Genomic DNA, 15,307 nt, shown 5'->3' with positions numbered 1-15,307 from the left:
AAATAAAGAGGTTTATAACCCAATTAGGGATCATATAAAGATGAGGTTTGAAATTATTGATAAAGAAGCTGAATCAAATAGCAATGACCTCCCTTTAATTTCTGAGATTGTTAAGGACCTAGAAAGACAAAAATTTAATCCAGATAAAAGTAGAGTACTTATTTTTGCCTTTTCTAGGAAGAAAACTGAAAATAGTGTAGAACTCCTCAAAGAAGAATTGAATAATTTAGAACTTCCTTACCGTAACAAAGTAGATTTTTATCATGCTGGACTTTCAGGAATTGAAAGAGAAGAAAAATTTGAAAATTTTCAAAAAGGAAACACGGTTATATTAATCTCTACTAAGGCTTTTGGTATGGGAATGGATATTAAAAATATTCATTACATATATCATCTAGGGCCTTCGTCTTCATTTGAAGATTTTTTGCAAGAAATTGGTCGAGCTGGAAGAAATAAAGAATTGTTAAAAGATGCTGGGTTCTCAGAAGAAAACCCCATATCGACTTGCTGCTTTATGAAAAAAGATGATTTCAAGTCTATAAAGGATAGAAATCATAAAAATCAAATAACAGTTTCTGATATTCAGGATGTTTTTGAAATAATAGTAGAATATATTTCGAAATTTAAAAATATCAATGAATTTAAAAAAGTTCCTTTTTCGCTACCTTTAGATTTATACAACCAATCAACAGAATCTAATGAAAATCAAGCTACATTTTTTAGATTATGCTTGTATTGGTTGGAAAGGTTTAAAAGGATTGAATTAGGGATGTATTCTCCCGCTCAATACCCCTTAGAATTAACAGGTAAAGCTTTCGGGAATACTACTTTTGAAAGTACGGAAGAAAAAAAAATTCAACATTTTTTAATTCAACTTGAACAGTATATAGTCAATAATATAATTGAAAGAAACGAAATTATTATTGAAAGTCAAACTCTCCAAAAATGGTTTAAAATTCAACCATCCGAGATTGTTTTATATCTTCTTAAAGCTCAAAGGATGGGCTTTATTATTCTTAAAAGAAAAATTGCTTTAATTCCTACAAAAAACAAGAAAATTGAATTTCCTAAAAATGGTGAATTTAAAGGGCTTTCTCTAAAAGCAGTATTCGAACTAGCTAGAGCTATATTAGAGCAATCTCAATTAGGAAATCAAATTCAAGTAGATAATGAATATTTAGATAGTCAAATCAAAGAAGTTATTTCTAATGTATTTAATAAAAAAGATATTAAAGAGATGATTCAAAAAGGAGATTCAATTGATGAAATACTTGTTGAATTAACAACCGATTTTGTAGATAAAAGAAGTAAGTTCGCTTTGTATATAATAAATAGTATTCCTAAAATTAAATGTAAAACAGATTTAATTGTTGAAGAAAATAAATTAGGCGAAAAAGTATATTCTATCTACAATGGATATGAGAAGCATCAAGATTGGAAAGATTATTTAGATACTTTTGAAAAAGATACTACGGAAGTTATTAAACATATTTCTTATAGTTATTATAATTCAGCAGTAAAGAGTTATAATATCTTAGATTTAATGATTAAATTAGGAATAAATGAAGAAAAAGAACTTCAAAAAAATATTTCAATTTCTAAATGGCTAGGGTATCTTAAAGGATTTGGAGGTAACACAACAACAATGGGAGTTGAATGTTATATTAAAAATACAGTAGAAATTGATATTAAGGATAAATCTTCTGAAGATTATAAAGTATCTCAAGATTTTGATGATAGTAATAAAATGAAGGAGTTGAGGCTTTATTCGCTAGAATGTTTATCTCAACTAAAACCTGAAAGTCAAGATCAATTCATAAAAAAATATTTTAAATCAGGGTCTACTAGTGATTTAATTCTATTGCTCGAGGAAGAATTTGGTGAGAATCATCCTAATTTACAAGCTTTTAGGGCTGAGGCACTTGAAAGGGAAGAAGGGAAGTTGAATCCGGAGCAAATGGCTGTTTACAATTCTCCTTTACGAGAAAACCTTCAAGTTATAGCAGGGCCCGGTAGTGGGAAAACACATACATTAACATTAAGAGTAGCAAGACTAATTCAAAAAGAAAAAATAGCTCCTGAAGACATTCTAGTACTTGCATACAATCGTGCTGTAGTTGTTGAACTGAAAGAGCGCTTAGGTAAGTTGTTTAAAAGCTTAGGTTATGGTAAATTAATAAAAAGGCTTAATATATTTACTTTTCATGGCTTTGTAAAGTCTATTTTAAAAGAAGAACTTGATAACTTAGATTTTAATCAATGGACAACGAAATTTTTAGAATTAGCAAATATCCAACCTGGTAAAATAGATCAAATATTAGGAAATATTAATTATGTTTTTGTTGATGAATTCCAAGATATTACAAATGAAAGGCTTCAACTATTAAATTATGTAGCGGACCCAAATGACTGTAAAATATGTGTTATTGGAGATCCAAATCAAAGTATTTATGGTTATGATAGATTAAAAGAAGGAGGTAGTATGGATCCTTCATCATATTATCAAAAATTTGAAGAAATTTATAAACCCAAAACTCTTACTTTAAAAATTAACTATCGTTCCTACCCAGATATATTAAATTCAGCTGAAAAATTATTGAAACTGAATTCTCATGTTTTTGAAAATATGCCAATTTTGGAAGCTGTAAGGGTACCTAAGAAAAAATTAAATTATTGTACAAAAATTAATTTTAACGAAACAAAGATTAAGTGGCCAAACAAATTACTTGAAATTCTAGACGAAAAAATAGAAGAGGATGGTGAGTGTTATAATCAGGTTGCGGTTATGTTTAGGTCTAATTCTGAGGTTTTTAGGGCTTATAATACTTTACAGGTAAATGAATTTACTAAGTTTAGAATTAGAATTCAGGGTACAAAATCTTCTCCATGTAGAAGTCGAGAATTTCACTATTTCTTAAACAATTTTAATAAGTGTGTTAATAAAATATTACCATTTGATTTCAAAGAAAATTTACTTGAAGAACAAAAAATATTAATTAAAAAATTGCCTAATTGGGATGTATATCTTTTAAACTTATTTTATTGTATCGTCTTAGAATTTTACAATGAAAAAAATGACATTAATAATTTTAACGAACTTATTAGTTTTGTAGAAGAGATTGCCAATAAAGATGACGGGCATTTAAGTAAAATCTATAAGAATCATATTAATAGTTTCTATAAAGAAACAAAAAAACAAGAAATAGTTCTTACAACCTTACACAAGGTAAAAGGAATTGAATTTGATGCAGTATTGATACCACCGTCTTTGACAGATTTACCATTTAAAAATAATGAAGAAGAGTTAGATGACGAGGAATTAGATGAAGAAAAATTAAATGAAATTTTAGATGAAGAAAGAAGATTGTATTATGTTGCATTTACAAGGGCGAAATATCGATTATGTATTATTGAATGGAATCGAGAAGAAGCTTTGAGAAATAATTCGGAGTATAAGTTACCAGATAATTTTAAAAGTCATTTAGGGGTTAAACTAGACGAAGGAATCGATAAATATTACATTTCTTGGGGGGCAACAAATGCTAATGCAAATAGAATACATTACATAAATAAGAATGTTAAAATTGGGGATAAAATAGAAATTAATAAAGAATTTATTAAAGGAAAAACAAAATTTAAAGTTTATCATGATGGAATTCAAATAGGTCAATTTGCTATGAATGACAAAAAAGTGATAAATAAATTATCTCTATTTATTAAAATAAAAGGGTTTAATGTTTCTTCTGTAGAAGTATATACCTATAATGAAGTGAAAATATATGACGAAAAACATGGTACAAATTTTGCTGATAGTTGGTCTTCAATTTCCGAAGAAAGAGGGTATATTTATTTAGTCGATTTTTCAGGGTATGGTATTGGTATGTAGAAGGGGAACTCAGATGAAGTAAGGTTTTAATTACAATTATATTAGGTCATCGTGTATAGTTTAATCGTTGTATGTATGTTATATAAAAGATATTCTCTTACTTCTTTATGGTCATGATGGGGTAAATTAAGAGGTCAATAAATTTCATGAAATATAATTAGATTAATCCTAGTAAATTTATTAAATTTCAACAAGAATAATACAATAATAATCTGAACTAAACTGAACACGTTTTAGAACACGATTTAAATAATAAAAAGGTTAAAATTCAATAAATCAGTGATTTACCTGAACTCATAACCCGAAGGTCACTGGTTCGAGTCCAGTTCCCGCTACAAGGTTTAAAGCCAATAAAATCAACGGTTCGTGTTACACGAACCGTTTTTTTTATGTCTTTAAATTTCTTACTTTTACGTACCGTACACGAAAACGTACACGCTTTACCTATGAAACTGAATTATTCTGAGCCAAAAATCTACACAGGTGGAGTTGATATTTCTAGTTGGTCTAAACTTAATTTGAAAGAAAAAAAAGCTGCTTTGGATAAACCTTGGTATGTTTATTTCTCCTTTAGAAACCCTCAAACAAATAAATTAAAAAGGCAGCCGAATATAAAGGCAGGTGTAAATAAGTTGAAAACTAAAAGAGAGCGGTATGCTTTTTTAAGAACGATGCAAGAAGGGCTGTTGCAATTGTTAGATTATGGTTTTAATCCTTATGAAGATAATTCTGATTTAGAAAGTACTTTTTTGGGGCAAGAAACAAAAGTAGTAACCGATAAAAAGGAGAATGTATCGATTTCTACTAAGGTAGAAAATCAAATAATTCCAAAAACACCACTAGAAACAGAAATTATAAAATCAGTAATTGCAGTTGAAAAAGTTGAAGAGACTAGTACTTCTATTGCGGACTGTTTAAAGTTAACTTTAGAGTTGAAAGTGAATATGATGAATAAGAATTCATATGTTCAATATAAAAGTAGAATAGGGCTTTTTGAAAAATGGTTGAAAGAGAGAGACTATTATAAGAACCCAATTACGTTTATTACTAAAAAAGTAGTGACTCAATATTTGAATGAAGTTTTAAAAAGGACGAGTGCGAGAAATCGTAATAATTCAAGAACAGACATTGCTTCTATGTTTCAAATTTTAGAAGACAATGAAATGGTATCTCATAATTTTGTTAGAAAGATTCATGTGCTAAAATCTGTTCCCAAAAGAAATAAAACATATACACCACAACAAGAAAAGGAAATCTACAAGCATTTACAAGAAGTAGATGCCCATTTATTGCTTTTTGTAAAGTTTATATCTTATAGTATTTTAAGACCTATTGAAATTTGTAGGTTAAAAATTGAAGATGTAGACGTACAAGATAAAAAGTTGTACATCAAAGCGAAGAATAAGCCTGTACAGATAAAAATAATTCCAGAAATTTTATTAAACGATTTACCTGATTTATCTAAAAAAGATCCCAAAGCATTTTTATTTGGTAGGTATGAAATTGGAGCAGAATGGAATGCACAAGAAACGAATAAGAGAAACGAGTTTACCGCTCGATTCAAAAAAATAAAAGACCATTTTAATTTAGGTGAAGAATACGGAATGTATGGTTTTAAGCATACTTTTATTACTAAATTATATCGAAAATTTAGAGAAAACATGTCTCAACATGAAGCGAAAAGTAATTTGATGCCAATCTCTGGACATGCAACAATGGTTGCATTGGAAAAATATTTACGTGATATTGATGCTGAATTACCAGAAGATTACTCTAAATTTTTAGCTTAGTGTTGGCTGTTAAAAAAAACAATCAGATTTTCTTTTAAAATAGGTGTCAAAAGCCGTTCAAAGCCAATAAGAGCCATCCAAAGGCATTCAAAGCCGAACAACTTAATTTTATAAAGATTCATTTTTGTGTTCTAATATGAATGCAGAAATCGTTTATCAAGTAGCAAAAGCACTTCCGAAAGAAGAGCAAAGATTGCTGTTTGATAAATTAAAGAAAGATTTTGCGATTGTATCTAAGCCTAAAAAACACAAACATAAGCCACTTTTAAGTACAGAAGATGCTTTAGAATATTTATTGAAGAATGTGTTTTCTAGGAAGCAATGAATCAAAAAAAATATATAAAAATCGCGATTTACCTTAAATCGTATGTAAGCTTAAGTCAAAATGGAATCAAGAAACTATATCTGTAATTATTGTAGAAAGGTATATATACCTAAAAGAAGAGGTGTGCAAAAGTTTTGTAGTAATAGTTGTAGGGTAGGTTCTCATAACCTAGAGAAAAAGAAATCAAAAACAGGATTGGTTCCTGCACCACAAACAGTAAAATCAGAAAACACAAAAATTGAAAAAATGAGTTTAGCTGGAGTTGGGAATGCTACATTTGGAACTTTTGCTGCAGAATTGGTGAAATCTATTTTTGCAAAAGAAGAAAATAAGCCTGCAACAAAAGGAGATCTAAAATTAATATCTTCAAAATTAGAGAGATTTCAGATTATTAAGAATATGAATCCCAATTTCAATGGACAAAAGGCTTATTATGATAATCAGCAGAAAATTATTGTTTACATATAGGTTTTAAAAGTATTACTACCTAAATTATTTCTACATTGAGAAACTTAATTATTTATAATACAATCTTATCAAATCCTTCCGAAACCTATTTTTTTAAAATTTCTAAATTTATTTTTTAGAGATGAATTTATCTATTGTTTATCAAGTAAAAAAATAATTTAAAGATCAGGAAGTTTACTGTTTGGTCGATTAAAATTAGATTTTGTCATTACAAATGAATTCAAAAAATCACCAAAATAAAATATGTTTATTTATTGGTAAAGGTTAGAGGGTCTAAATAAAAAAAATGTGTTTTCTAGCTTAAAATCAATATAAATAGAGAAAAAGAGGTCTTTATACGTTAATCGTACGTATAATTAACGCAAAATAGAATAAGTCATTCTATAGATCGTTACTGTATGTTTTAGTCTTTTTTAATAATTTCCTTTTCCTTCAACACAATGTCTCACTCCTCCTTTAGGATTTTGCATATCTCCTTTAAATCTTGGAATAATATGACAATGAAAATGCATTACTGATTGTCCTGCAACTTCTCCACAATTCATTCCTATATTATAACCATCTGGTTTAGATTCTGTTTCTATAATATCTTTTGCTTTATGAATAAGTTCTGTTAACTCTTTAAGTTCATTTTTATCTAATTCAAAATAATCTATTTTTTCAATATTAGATATAATTAAAATATGTCCTGGTGAAACCGGATATCCATCTTTTATTAAGAAAAAATGTTTTCCTTGATGTATTATTCTATTTCCTTCAATGTTACTAAATACGCTCATTAAAAATTTCCATTTAATTCAAATTCTGGTTTCCAAGTAATAATTGCAGAATTTAATGCTAATTGATATTGTTTATTTAAAAATTCTATTCTTTTTTGTTTTGTCTTACCCGTTTGATTAACAATTGTTTCAGCTAAAGGGTGTTTACTTTGAATGTAAAACTCATTTCTATTAAATAATCTGTGTAAAAATTTTTTGTCTGGAATTCGAGCAGATTTATTTCTATTAATTTCTTTGTTAGCTAAAACAAGATTCCATACACCATTTATATTTGCTCCAAATTCATTATGTATTGTTTTATTTACGTGTGGAAAAAAATGGTCAACTTCACATAAGTTAGAAGAACCACTTACAACTGAAATATCTTGAAAACTATAAAAACATTTACCTTTCTGATATCCATTTAAAGAATCTTTAACGGAGGTTATGTCGGTTCTTCTCATAAAATCATTTTCTAAAAAGAATAAAGATTTATCTTCATCATATTTAACTTCAAGAAGTTTAGGGTTTATATTAAGGTTCCAGGCAGTTTCAACTAAATTCCAACGAGCTTCAACTTCTTGATTAAAGTTTTGATAATGAAAAGATTCTTTAAGCTTTAAAAGATTGTCTTTAATAATTATTTCTTTATTACCTGATTTATAGTTTTTTTCATAAAAAATATCAGGAATTTGAGCGCCGTTTAGATTTTGAAAAGCATCTACTACGTTTACAAAACCTAATTTTTCTGTTTTAGACCATAATTCGGTATCTGAAACTTCTCCTTTTATATGATTTCTACAAATATTTAAAAAACTACTTGATTTTGAATTTCCTTGTTTGTCGTTTACTTTTAAGTGCTCAACGATGTTTTTAGAAAATGGTTGAGATAATTCAGCTATTGAAATTTTAGTTGTTTCCTTATTTACAAGTTCTAATAAACTTTTAGCAAATGCAAATTTATAAGTAGCACTATTTTTTCCAAACAGAATTAAAGCTCTCCATTGAGATTCTAAACTAGGGTCATTTATTTGAAATTGTGTCATTTGTTTATTTTTCCAAAATTAATAAAATGAAATAGTACAAAGCTGTAATACGTTTTTATTTAATTATGTTTTTGAATATTTCATACATGTTTGGTTTAAACAGGATTCTAATGTAGTTTATATATCATTGTGCTTAGGTTTTATCATTTTTGCTCTATGTCTTGCTAAATATTTTTTCATTCCTTTCGATACTTCAATGCACATATCATTTGAGACTCCTAGTAGATCGATAACTTCTTTGTGGATTGATGTTCCAATGATTATGGATCCATCATCATTGAAACTAATTAAATGCTTGTCAAATAGTGCATCAATGGTAGGTGAAAGAAGAATACCATTTTCTACATCTAATCTTTCATTATCTGAAGCCTCTTTCCAAGGAACAATATGTGAGGCAATTAGTATTTTTAAAATAGAGCAATTAGTAACGGCACATCTGCTATTCCATTTGTCGATTAGTTGTTTTCTAAAGAAACCTTGACCAACTCTAGAGGTTACTAAACCTATTCTTTCTGTAACTTCTGGAATGTTATTGTTTTTAACTTGTTTTGTGGTGTATGTTATGGATGCAGGATTACCCGAGATTGATAAGAATTTAAATTTGATACCTTTTCTTTGTTTGTGATTTGTATCTGGAGTGTCAAATATATTATAATCGACAAGTTCTAATTCATCAATAAATTTCCATTGACCTTTAGATTGATTTTCGAATAGGTATAGTTTTTTTTCATTTCTTTTATGGTTTAGGAGAGCCTTATTACCTTTTGTAAAAGACATATCTCCTTTTTGGCCTTCACCTGTATAAAGAAAATAGCCATCATCAGACCATCCGTCTTCGTAACCGTGAGACTTACCTGCTTTTCCTGTAAAAACAAAAATGAATGGATGCTTTACACAATTACAGATACCACTTTGTCTATTTCCACCATAAGTATCGTGCAATTTACTCCTAATATATAACTTACCTTTTTCAAACATTTATTCTAATATTTTACATCCATTATTAATTAATAATTCAAAAGTCATATTTAATTTGTTTTCATTAGGTATAAAAAGGATCATGCCATCTCTTCCTCTTGTTAAAAGCACTCTGTAACTATTTTTCCTTAATTCGAAAGAGTTTTTAGCTTTGTTGTTAGGGTAATTATCATTCCATTTGGTATTGTAGGTGAAATCAGTATCCCATGCAACAATGGGCATATCTAATTCTAGGCCCTGACATGCAAATTCGGTAACAACTGTATTCATTTTAGTACAATATGCAGCACTTTCTTTTTTTACATAGTATTCAGCCGGTGTAAAGTTTTTTGTGGAGTTAAAATCATTTTTAACACCATGTTTAGGTAATATTTTACTTTTAGAACTTGCAATAATACCGTAAGTTTTGTCTTCTTCTCCTTTGTATTTCTGAACTAAGTAGTTTTTGGCTTTCTCTAGGTCTCTTGTTATGTATATAGAGTATTCTTCTTTTTTTAAAGCGTTCGTATTTTTTTGTAATACCTCTATGTTGTTATCAAGAAGTGCTCCAACCCAATCTTGTAAGACAAGTGCTTGATGTGTTCTAAGTGAGGTTGTTAAGTTGAACTTTTCATTCTCTTCAATAATTAAATTATCAAAAAATGATTTGAACTTTGTAGGACAGTGAACATTCCATTTTTTATTTGAGTTCTTTATTGCTTCCGACCATAAAGATAATCCGCTTTCCTCTCCCAAATATATTTCTTGTCCATCTCCAATAAGTCCTACAATCATGCAGTGTTCTTTCCTATTAGCGATAGTGATAAAATCTGATGGTTCCGAATTAGATCCTATTCGCCTTGATTGTGCTACTTTTTCAGAATCCCATGCACGTTGAGCTTCATCGTATATAAATACATCTTCTGAGGGGATTTGCGTTGAGTGTGCATATTCTTTTAGGAAACCGTGAACACCCTGAACAAAATTTCTATTACCTAAACTTGCTTGAAGTACACTCACTAAAGGACCATTTCCGGAAAGTAATACAGCTTTCTGCTCAATATCTTGAATATATGATTCAAATACAAATTGAATACCTACTAATGTTTTTCCAGCACCAGGTACTCCAGATATTAAAACTAAATGATGAGAGTTACTGTTTTTTGCTCTTAATACAATATTGTTAAGTTCTTTTAGTGTTTCAGGAATTCCTGCACTTGAAGCTTTCTTTATTTGTGGAAATCTACCTTCTTTAAATATAAGTTGCGCAGATTGGATTAGGTTCGGTAATGGAGCGTAGGCGCTATGAAACCATTCCCTTACATTTGGGTATCCATTATTAATAAATCCGGATAATACCTGATGTAGAACATCTCCAGATACAATATGTACATTATCCACTATCTTATTTATACTTGAAGCAGAAGCTAAGACTAGAAACGGAACAATGTTGAGGTTCTGAGATTTTTCGTGATAATTAGCTAAATCTCTTGCGTAATGTTTGGCTTGATCTATTTGTGCTGTATTTTCATTTGAATATCCTTTAAATTCTAGAACAAGTAAGTTGTCCCCACTTAAAATTAAAACATCAGGTCTTCGACCTCTTTCTCTTGGAAGTTCATATTCAAAAATAATTTTAACATTATCGGTATTAGGAATATCTTTTAACTGGTCCCTAAGTATATTGAAAGAATCAAACCAAGATTTTCGCTGAGAGTAACCGGCTACTTCACCCATACAAGCATTTATATGTTGCTTTAGCCTTTCTCCCCAAGTTGATATTTCAACCTCTAAAAAAGACTTAATATCATAAACAGTTCTATTAAATTTCACCTCATTTAAAAGGGCATTTACGAAAGGAATATCCGCTGGAGCAAATTTGTAGTCTGATAGTTCAGAAGTTTTAATCCATAATGTCTTGTCGTGATCATTTAGAGAAATTTCCTTGGAGGACGCTTTACATTTGTATGATTTTAAAAGAATAGTTTTTTCATCATATTTATAGATACTATCCATAAAAAAAGAGTCAATTGATACTTCAATATTTAATTCTTCAATTAGTTCTCTTTTAAGACAGGATTCTGGGGATTCTCCTTTCTCTATTTTACCACCGGGAAACTCCCAGAAGCCTGCAAGGTGTTTACCGGATTTTCTGCGAGCAATCAGTATTGTGTTGTCAAATTCTATTATTCCTGCAGTTACGTTTATCATTAAATTAAGTGTAAAATACTTTTTTAAATATAAAAAATACCAAAGGTTAAATATAATATTAGTTGTTTAGTTTTAGTACGAAATTCAGTAAATAAATAGTACACATCTTCAACTGTTTGGTTATTTTTTAAAACTTGTTTTACACATCGAAGTTTAAATGCGTAATCATACTTGACTTTTCTTCCCATAATAATACCCTCAAATAGTGTCTAACTTTTTGGGAGTAGTTCAAAAGTCCGCGAGGATTTTCATATGTAGGCTTTTATTAGCATTTTTTTTTACACAGTGTTAGCAAACGTTTTTTATAGTTTTATAATTTCTTTATTTAATCCATTGTTACTCAATCCTATTGATTCTCCTATTAGTATGTCAGGATTATTCTCATCTACATAAAAACGATATTCTAAATTTGTAAAAAATGTATTTGTAAGAGATATGTAGTTTCCATTGGCTACGTACTTTTGTTTCCAAAATTGACCGCCTTGGTATGGGTCACTAATAGTTGTCCATTGATTATTATTATAGCTTCTAATTATTAAACCAACATAATCTGAATAACTTGCAGAAATATTTAAGTTTTCTCTTATGTTTTGAAAGTCAATTTCAGTAATTTGAGTTGATGAAGTTGAAGTCCTATTACTGTCATCGTAATGTTTCAAATGCCATACTCCAGTTAATTCAAAATCAGGATTTTTATATATCTTTACAGGAAAACTACCATTAATTTCATTAAAATCATCTTCATAACTATAATTCAATTTTGTTTCAATAAATTCATTTACAGAACTATCATCAATAATTTTTACTTTAATATTTAGCTTTTCATTATCAAAGCTAATATTATCAATATTAACATTATCGCTATCAATTGAAAAAGCAGCATTACTAAAAAATAAACTATTTGCATTTTCTGTTAATTCAGGTTTATAATCTTCTAAACTCGAAATTTCTAGCAAACTAATATTTGAGAAAAATAATTTATCATTCACAAAGCTTATTGCTGTGTTTATTTTTTCTACAGTTGAATTATAAATGTTTTGGTTTGAGAAAAATTTAGAAATGTTACTATTATTACTATCAGTATCTGAATTGACTAATGCTCTAGATTTTGATTGCAAAGCAAAAGGTTTTTCTATTTCATTGTATAAAATTAATTCAGATTTCTTTAAACCTTTTGAAGCTAGGTCAGAATTTATTCCGTCTATAATAACATTTAGTTTTAAAAAATTTCTATTAGCAAAATCCCTTTTCAAATCTTCTGCTAGATCAAAAGCAACTATTGCTATACCAGCAGCTATGGCTTTTGTTACTGGTTCAGGGTTTAAAATTGCTATAGCAGTTCCAACACCACAAGCTAATACAGCTGAAACATATTTTAAAAGTATTTTTACATCTTCTCCGTCAACAGAACTTTTACCTGAACTTTTATTTAAAAAATCTCTGTTCAAAATTGCGTCAAACTGATTTTGATTTGCTTTGTAAAATTTAGCCATTAAAATCTTTTCATCTTCTGATGCATTTTGAAAATAGTTATTCAAATTTTCAAAATAGTTTTTAACATTATTTGAATTGTTAGCAGTTAACAAGTAATTATCAGCATTTGTAAAATAAGGTGAAATATTTTCTTCTGGAGTTCCCTGTAATTCTGTATCTATAATTTTATACTTAATTTTTAAATTATTCAAGTTTGGAATTTCTAAAATATTTTCTCCGATTTCAGAAGAACTTGGTACTGTAAAAGTTAATTCTTTTTCGTCTGTTTGGTAAAAGAGCACGTCAATGTCTCCAATCTTTCCAGAATACTGTTCTTGATTAATATTATCATTAGAAATTTTAACTAATGATAATATTTTTATAGTTCCTCCTTCAATAAAACTTTCTTCTAGTTCAATAATTGGATCATCTTTACTACAGCCGTTAAATAAAGTTATAATTGTCAGAATGTATAGAAGTCTTTTCATTTCAATAAGTTTTAATTTCCAAATTTAATTTATAGTTGTTTTTATTGCAATACCTAATTCTAGGTATTTTTTTTCTATTCTCGATTTTGAGTTGTATTATACTGATATAGGTTGACCTTATTTTAGGTTAATTTATACCGCTCAAAAGATTTTTTTAGCCGTTTAGAAGGCAAAAAATATTTTGAACTAGTTTTGTTTTTAAATTGTTAGTTCAGTCAAATTTATATTATTTCTTAGATATGATTTGTATTTGATGTTTGGATTTAAATGTACTTCAGCTGGTTTTCTTAATTCTAAGCTAAAGTGGGTTCTTAAATTGTTGTAAATATAAACTGCTTGTTTTGTTACTTTTTGAGCAATGGCAGTGTTTTTAATGCAATTTCTAAGTCCATATTCATATTTTAAAGTTCTATTAATTCACTCTGCAATTGCGTTTTCATAAGGATCATATTGTTCTGTCATGCTCATCATTATGCCATTTTCTTCTGCAAATGCTCTGTGTAAAGTAATGGCAATCCTTTTGTATTACATTTGCAATCCTTTTCGTTTTTGTAATGCAATTATTTATTTTGATGAGAATTTGTGTCGTCTTTGTGAATTTGTAGCAATTGTTTTTACTTTATGATAAACATTGCAGTGTAAGGTAGTAGCAATTCTTTTGTATTACAGTTGCAATCTTTTTTGTTTTTGTAATACAATAATTTATTTTGATATGGCTTTGTGTTGTTTTTGTGAATTTGTAGCAATTGTTTTTACTTTATGATAAACATTGCAGTGTAAGGTAGTAGCAATTCTTTTGTATTACAGTTGCAATCTTTTTTGTTTTTGTAATACAATAATTTATTTTGATATGGCTTTGTGTTGTTTTTGTGAATTTATAGCAATTGTTTTTACTTTGTGATAAAATTGCAGTGTAAAGTAATGGCAATCCTTTTGTATTACATTTGCAATCCTTTTTGTTTTTGTAATGCAATTATTTATTTTGATGAGAATTTGTATTGTCTTTGTGAATTTGTAGCAATTGTTTTTACTTTATGATAAACATTGCAGTGTGTATTATACTGATATAGGTTGACCTTTTTTTAGGTTAATTTATACCGTTCAAAAGATTTTTTTAGCCGTTTAGAAGGCAAAAAATATTTTGAACTATTTTTGTTTTCAAATTGTTAGTTCAGTCAAATTTACATTATTTCTTCGATATGATTTGTATTTGATGTTTGGATTTAAATGTACTTCAGCTGGTTTTCTTAATTCTAAGCTAAAATGGGTTCTTAAATTGTTGTAAATATATACTGCTTGTTTTGTTACTTCTTGAGCAATGGCAGTATTTTTAATGCAATTTCTAAGTCCATATTCATATTTTAAAGTTCTATTAATTCGCTCTTCAATTGCGTTTTCATAAGGATCATATTGTTCTGTCATGCTCATCATTATGCCATTTTCTTCTGCAAATGCTGTGTATTTGGGGTTACAATATTGAAAACCTCTGTCAGAATGATGTATTAATTATTTATCAGGGTATTTTCTATTTTTAATAGCCATTTCTAGCGCTTCTGAACAAAGTGATGTCTTCATGTTGTTATCTAATTTATAGCCCATAATTTGCTTAGAATATGCATCTGTAACGATTGCTAGGTAATTATGTCCATTGTCTGTTTTAATGTATGTTATATCGCTTACCCATAGTTGTTCTGGTCGAGTAGGAACTTGGTCTTTAATTAGGTTTTTATATTTTCTAAATTGATGATTAGAGTTTGTTGTTGTTACATAGTTTTTAAGCTTAGGAACAAGTAAATTATGAAGCCTTAACACATCGTACAACTTGTCTCTACCTATTTTAATACCTTGTTTTATAAAGTCTTGTTTAAGTTCATCATATAACTTAATTCCTCCAGTTCTCATACC

11 protein-coding genes are annotated in these 15,307 nt (G+C 28.4%); 4 read left to right on the top strand and 7 right to left on the bottom strand.

Annotation, left to right across the window (positions count from 1 at the left end; genetic code table 11):
- Positions 1–40: 40 nt before the first annotated feature.
- The 4 genes from H0I28_RS11285 to H0I28_RS11270 all read left to right on the top strand — a co-directional run bounded on the left by H0I28_RS11285 (position 41) and on the right by H0I28_RS11270 (position 6,469).
- Positions 41–3,886: a UvrD-helicase domain-containing protein gene (locus H0I28_RS11285; RefSeq protein ID WP_218759161.1), complete on the top strand. Its 3,846-nt coding sequence runs from the start codon at positions 41–43 to the stop codon at positions 3,884–3,886.
- A 389-nt stretch (positions 3,887–4,275) separates the two neighbouring features.
- Complete coding sequence (locus H0I28_RS11280; RefSeq protein WP_218759160.1) at positions 4,276–5,676, top strand: tyrosine-type recombinase/integrase; 1,401 nt, start codon at positions 4,276–4,278, stop codon at positions 5,674–5,676.
- A 136-nt stretch (positions 5,677–5,812) separates the two neighbouring features.
- Positions 5,813–6,001, top strand: coding sequence for a hypothetical protein (locus tag H0I28_RS11275; protein ID WP_218731530.1), 189 nt, complete (start codon positions 5,813–5,815; stop codon positions 5,999–6,001).
- Positions 6,002–6,061: 60 nt separating this feature from the next.
- Complete coding sequence (locus H0I28_RS11270; RefSeq protein WP_218759159.1) at positions 6,062–6,469, top strand: hypothetical protein; 408 nt, start codon at positions 6,062–6,064, stop codon at positions 6,467–6,469.
- A gap of 413 nt (positions 6,470–6,882) precedes the next feature.
- Here H0I28_RS11270 and H0I28_RS11265 read toward each other — a convergent pair whose 3' ends face one another.
- From H0I28_RS11265 to H0I28_RS11235, 7 genes are all read right to left on the bottom strand, one after another.
- Positions 6,883–7,248, bottom strand: a complete 366-nt coding sequence (locus H0I28_RS11265) for an HIT family protein (RefSeq protein ID WP_218759158.1) — start codon at positions 7,246–7,248, stop codon at positions 6,883–6,885.
- A complete protein-coding gene (locus tag H0I28_RS11260; protein ID WP_218759157.1) occupies positions 7,248–8,273 on the bottom strand; it encodes an HNH endonuclease domain-containing protein in 1,026 nt (341 codons plus the stop codon). Before H0I28_RS11260 ends, H0I28_RS11265 begins: the two co-directional genes overlap by 1 nt.
- A 117-nt stretch (positions 8,274–8,390) precedes the next feature.
- Positions 8,391–9,251 carry an HNH endonuclease gene (locus H0I28_RS11255; RefSeq protein ID WP_218759156.1) on the bottom strand — a complete coding sequence of 287 codons (861 nt, stop codon included), beginning with the start codon at positions 9,249–9,251 and terminating at the stop codon, positions 8,391–8,393.
- Positions 9,252–11,441, bottom strand: coding sequence for a DNA/RNA helicase domain-containing protein (locus H0I28_RS11250; protein WP_218759155.1), 2,190 nt, complete (start codon positions 11,439–11,441; stop codon positions 9,252–9,254).
- Positions 11,442–11,743: 302 nt separating this feature from the next.
- Positions 11,744–13,402 carry a hypothetical protein gene (locus tag H0I28_RS11245; protein WP_218759154.1) on the bottom strand — a complete coding sequence of 553 codons (1,659 nt, stop codon included), beginning with the start codon at positions 13,400–13,402 and terminating at the stop codon, positions 11,744–11,746.
- Between the two features lie 1,158 nt (positions 13,403–14,560).
- Entirely contained in the window at positions 14,561–14,830 is a 270-nt protein-coding gene (locus H0I28_RS11240; RefSeq protein WP_302850257.1) for an integrase core domain-containing protein, read from the bottom strand.
- A gap of 78 nt (positions 14,831–14,908) precedes the next feature.
- Positions 14,909–15,304 (bottom strand): DDE-type integrase/transposase/recombinase, encoded by a 396-nt coding sequence (locus H0I28_RS11235; protein ID WP_218759152.1) that lies wholly within the window; start codon positions 15,302–15,304, stop codon positions 14,909–14,911.
- Between the last annotated feature and the right edge of the window lie 3 nt (positions 15,305–15,307).

This window comes from Polaribacter sp. AHE13PA, from assembly GCF_019278505.1.
GTDB lineage: Bacteria > Bacteroidota > Bacteroidia > Flavobacteriales > Flavobacteriaceae > Polaribacter.
This window is presented reverse-complemented; position numbering and strand designations above follow the sequence as displayed.

Excerpts from the sequence above, each read along its gene's own strand:
- H0I28_RS11285 (WP_218759161.1), top strand. The coding sequence starts at position 41 with ATGAGGTTTGAAATTATTGATAAAGAAGCTGAATCAAATAGCAATGAC.
- H0I28_RS11280 (WP_218759160.1), top strand. The coding sequence starts at position 4,276 with ATGTCTTTAAATTTCTTACTTTTACGTACCGTACACGAAAACGTACAC.
- H0I28_RS11275 (WP_218731530.1), top strand. The coding sequence starts at position 5,813 with ATGAATGCAGAAATCGTTTATCAAGTAGCAAAAGCACTTCCGAAAGAA.
- H0I28_RS11270 (WP_218759159.1), top strand. The coding sequence starts at position 6,062 with ATGGAATCAAGAAACTATATCTGTAATTATTGTAGAAAGGTATATATA.
- H0I28_RS11265 (WP_218759158.1), bottom strand. The coding sequence starts at position 7,248 with ATGAGCGTATTTAGTAACATTGAAGGAAATAGAATAATACATCAAGGA.
- H0I28_RS11260 (WP_218759157.1), bottom strand. The coding sequence starts at position 8,273 with ATGACACAATTTCAAATAAATGACCCTAGTTTAGAATCTCAATGGAGA.
- H0I28_RS11255 (WP_218759156.1), bottom strand. The coding sequence starts at position 9,251 with ATGTTTGAAAAAGGTAAGTTATATATTAGGAGTAAATTGCACGATACT.
- H0I28_RS11250 (WP_218759155.1), bottom strand. The coding sequence starts at position 11,441 with ATGATAAACGTAACTGCAGGAATAATAGAATTTGACAACACAATACTG.
- H0I28_RS11245 (WP_218759154.1), bottom strand. The coding sequence starts at position 13,402 with ATGAAAAGACTTCTATACATTCTGACAATTATAACTTTATTTAACGGC.
- H0I28_RS11240 (WP_302850257.1), bottom strand. The coding sequence starts at position 14,830 with ATGAGCATGACAGAACAATATGATCCTTATGAAAACGCAATTGAAGAG.
- H0I28_RS11235 (WP_218759152.1), bottom strand. The coding sequence starts at position 15,304 with ATGAGAACTGGAGGAATTAAGTTATATGATGAACTTAAACAAGACTTT.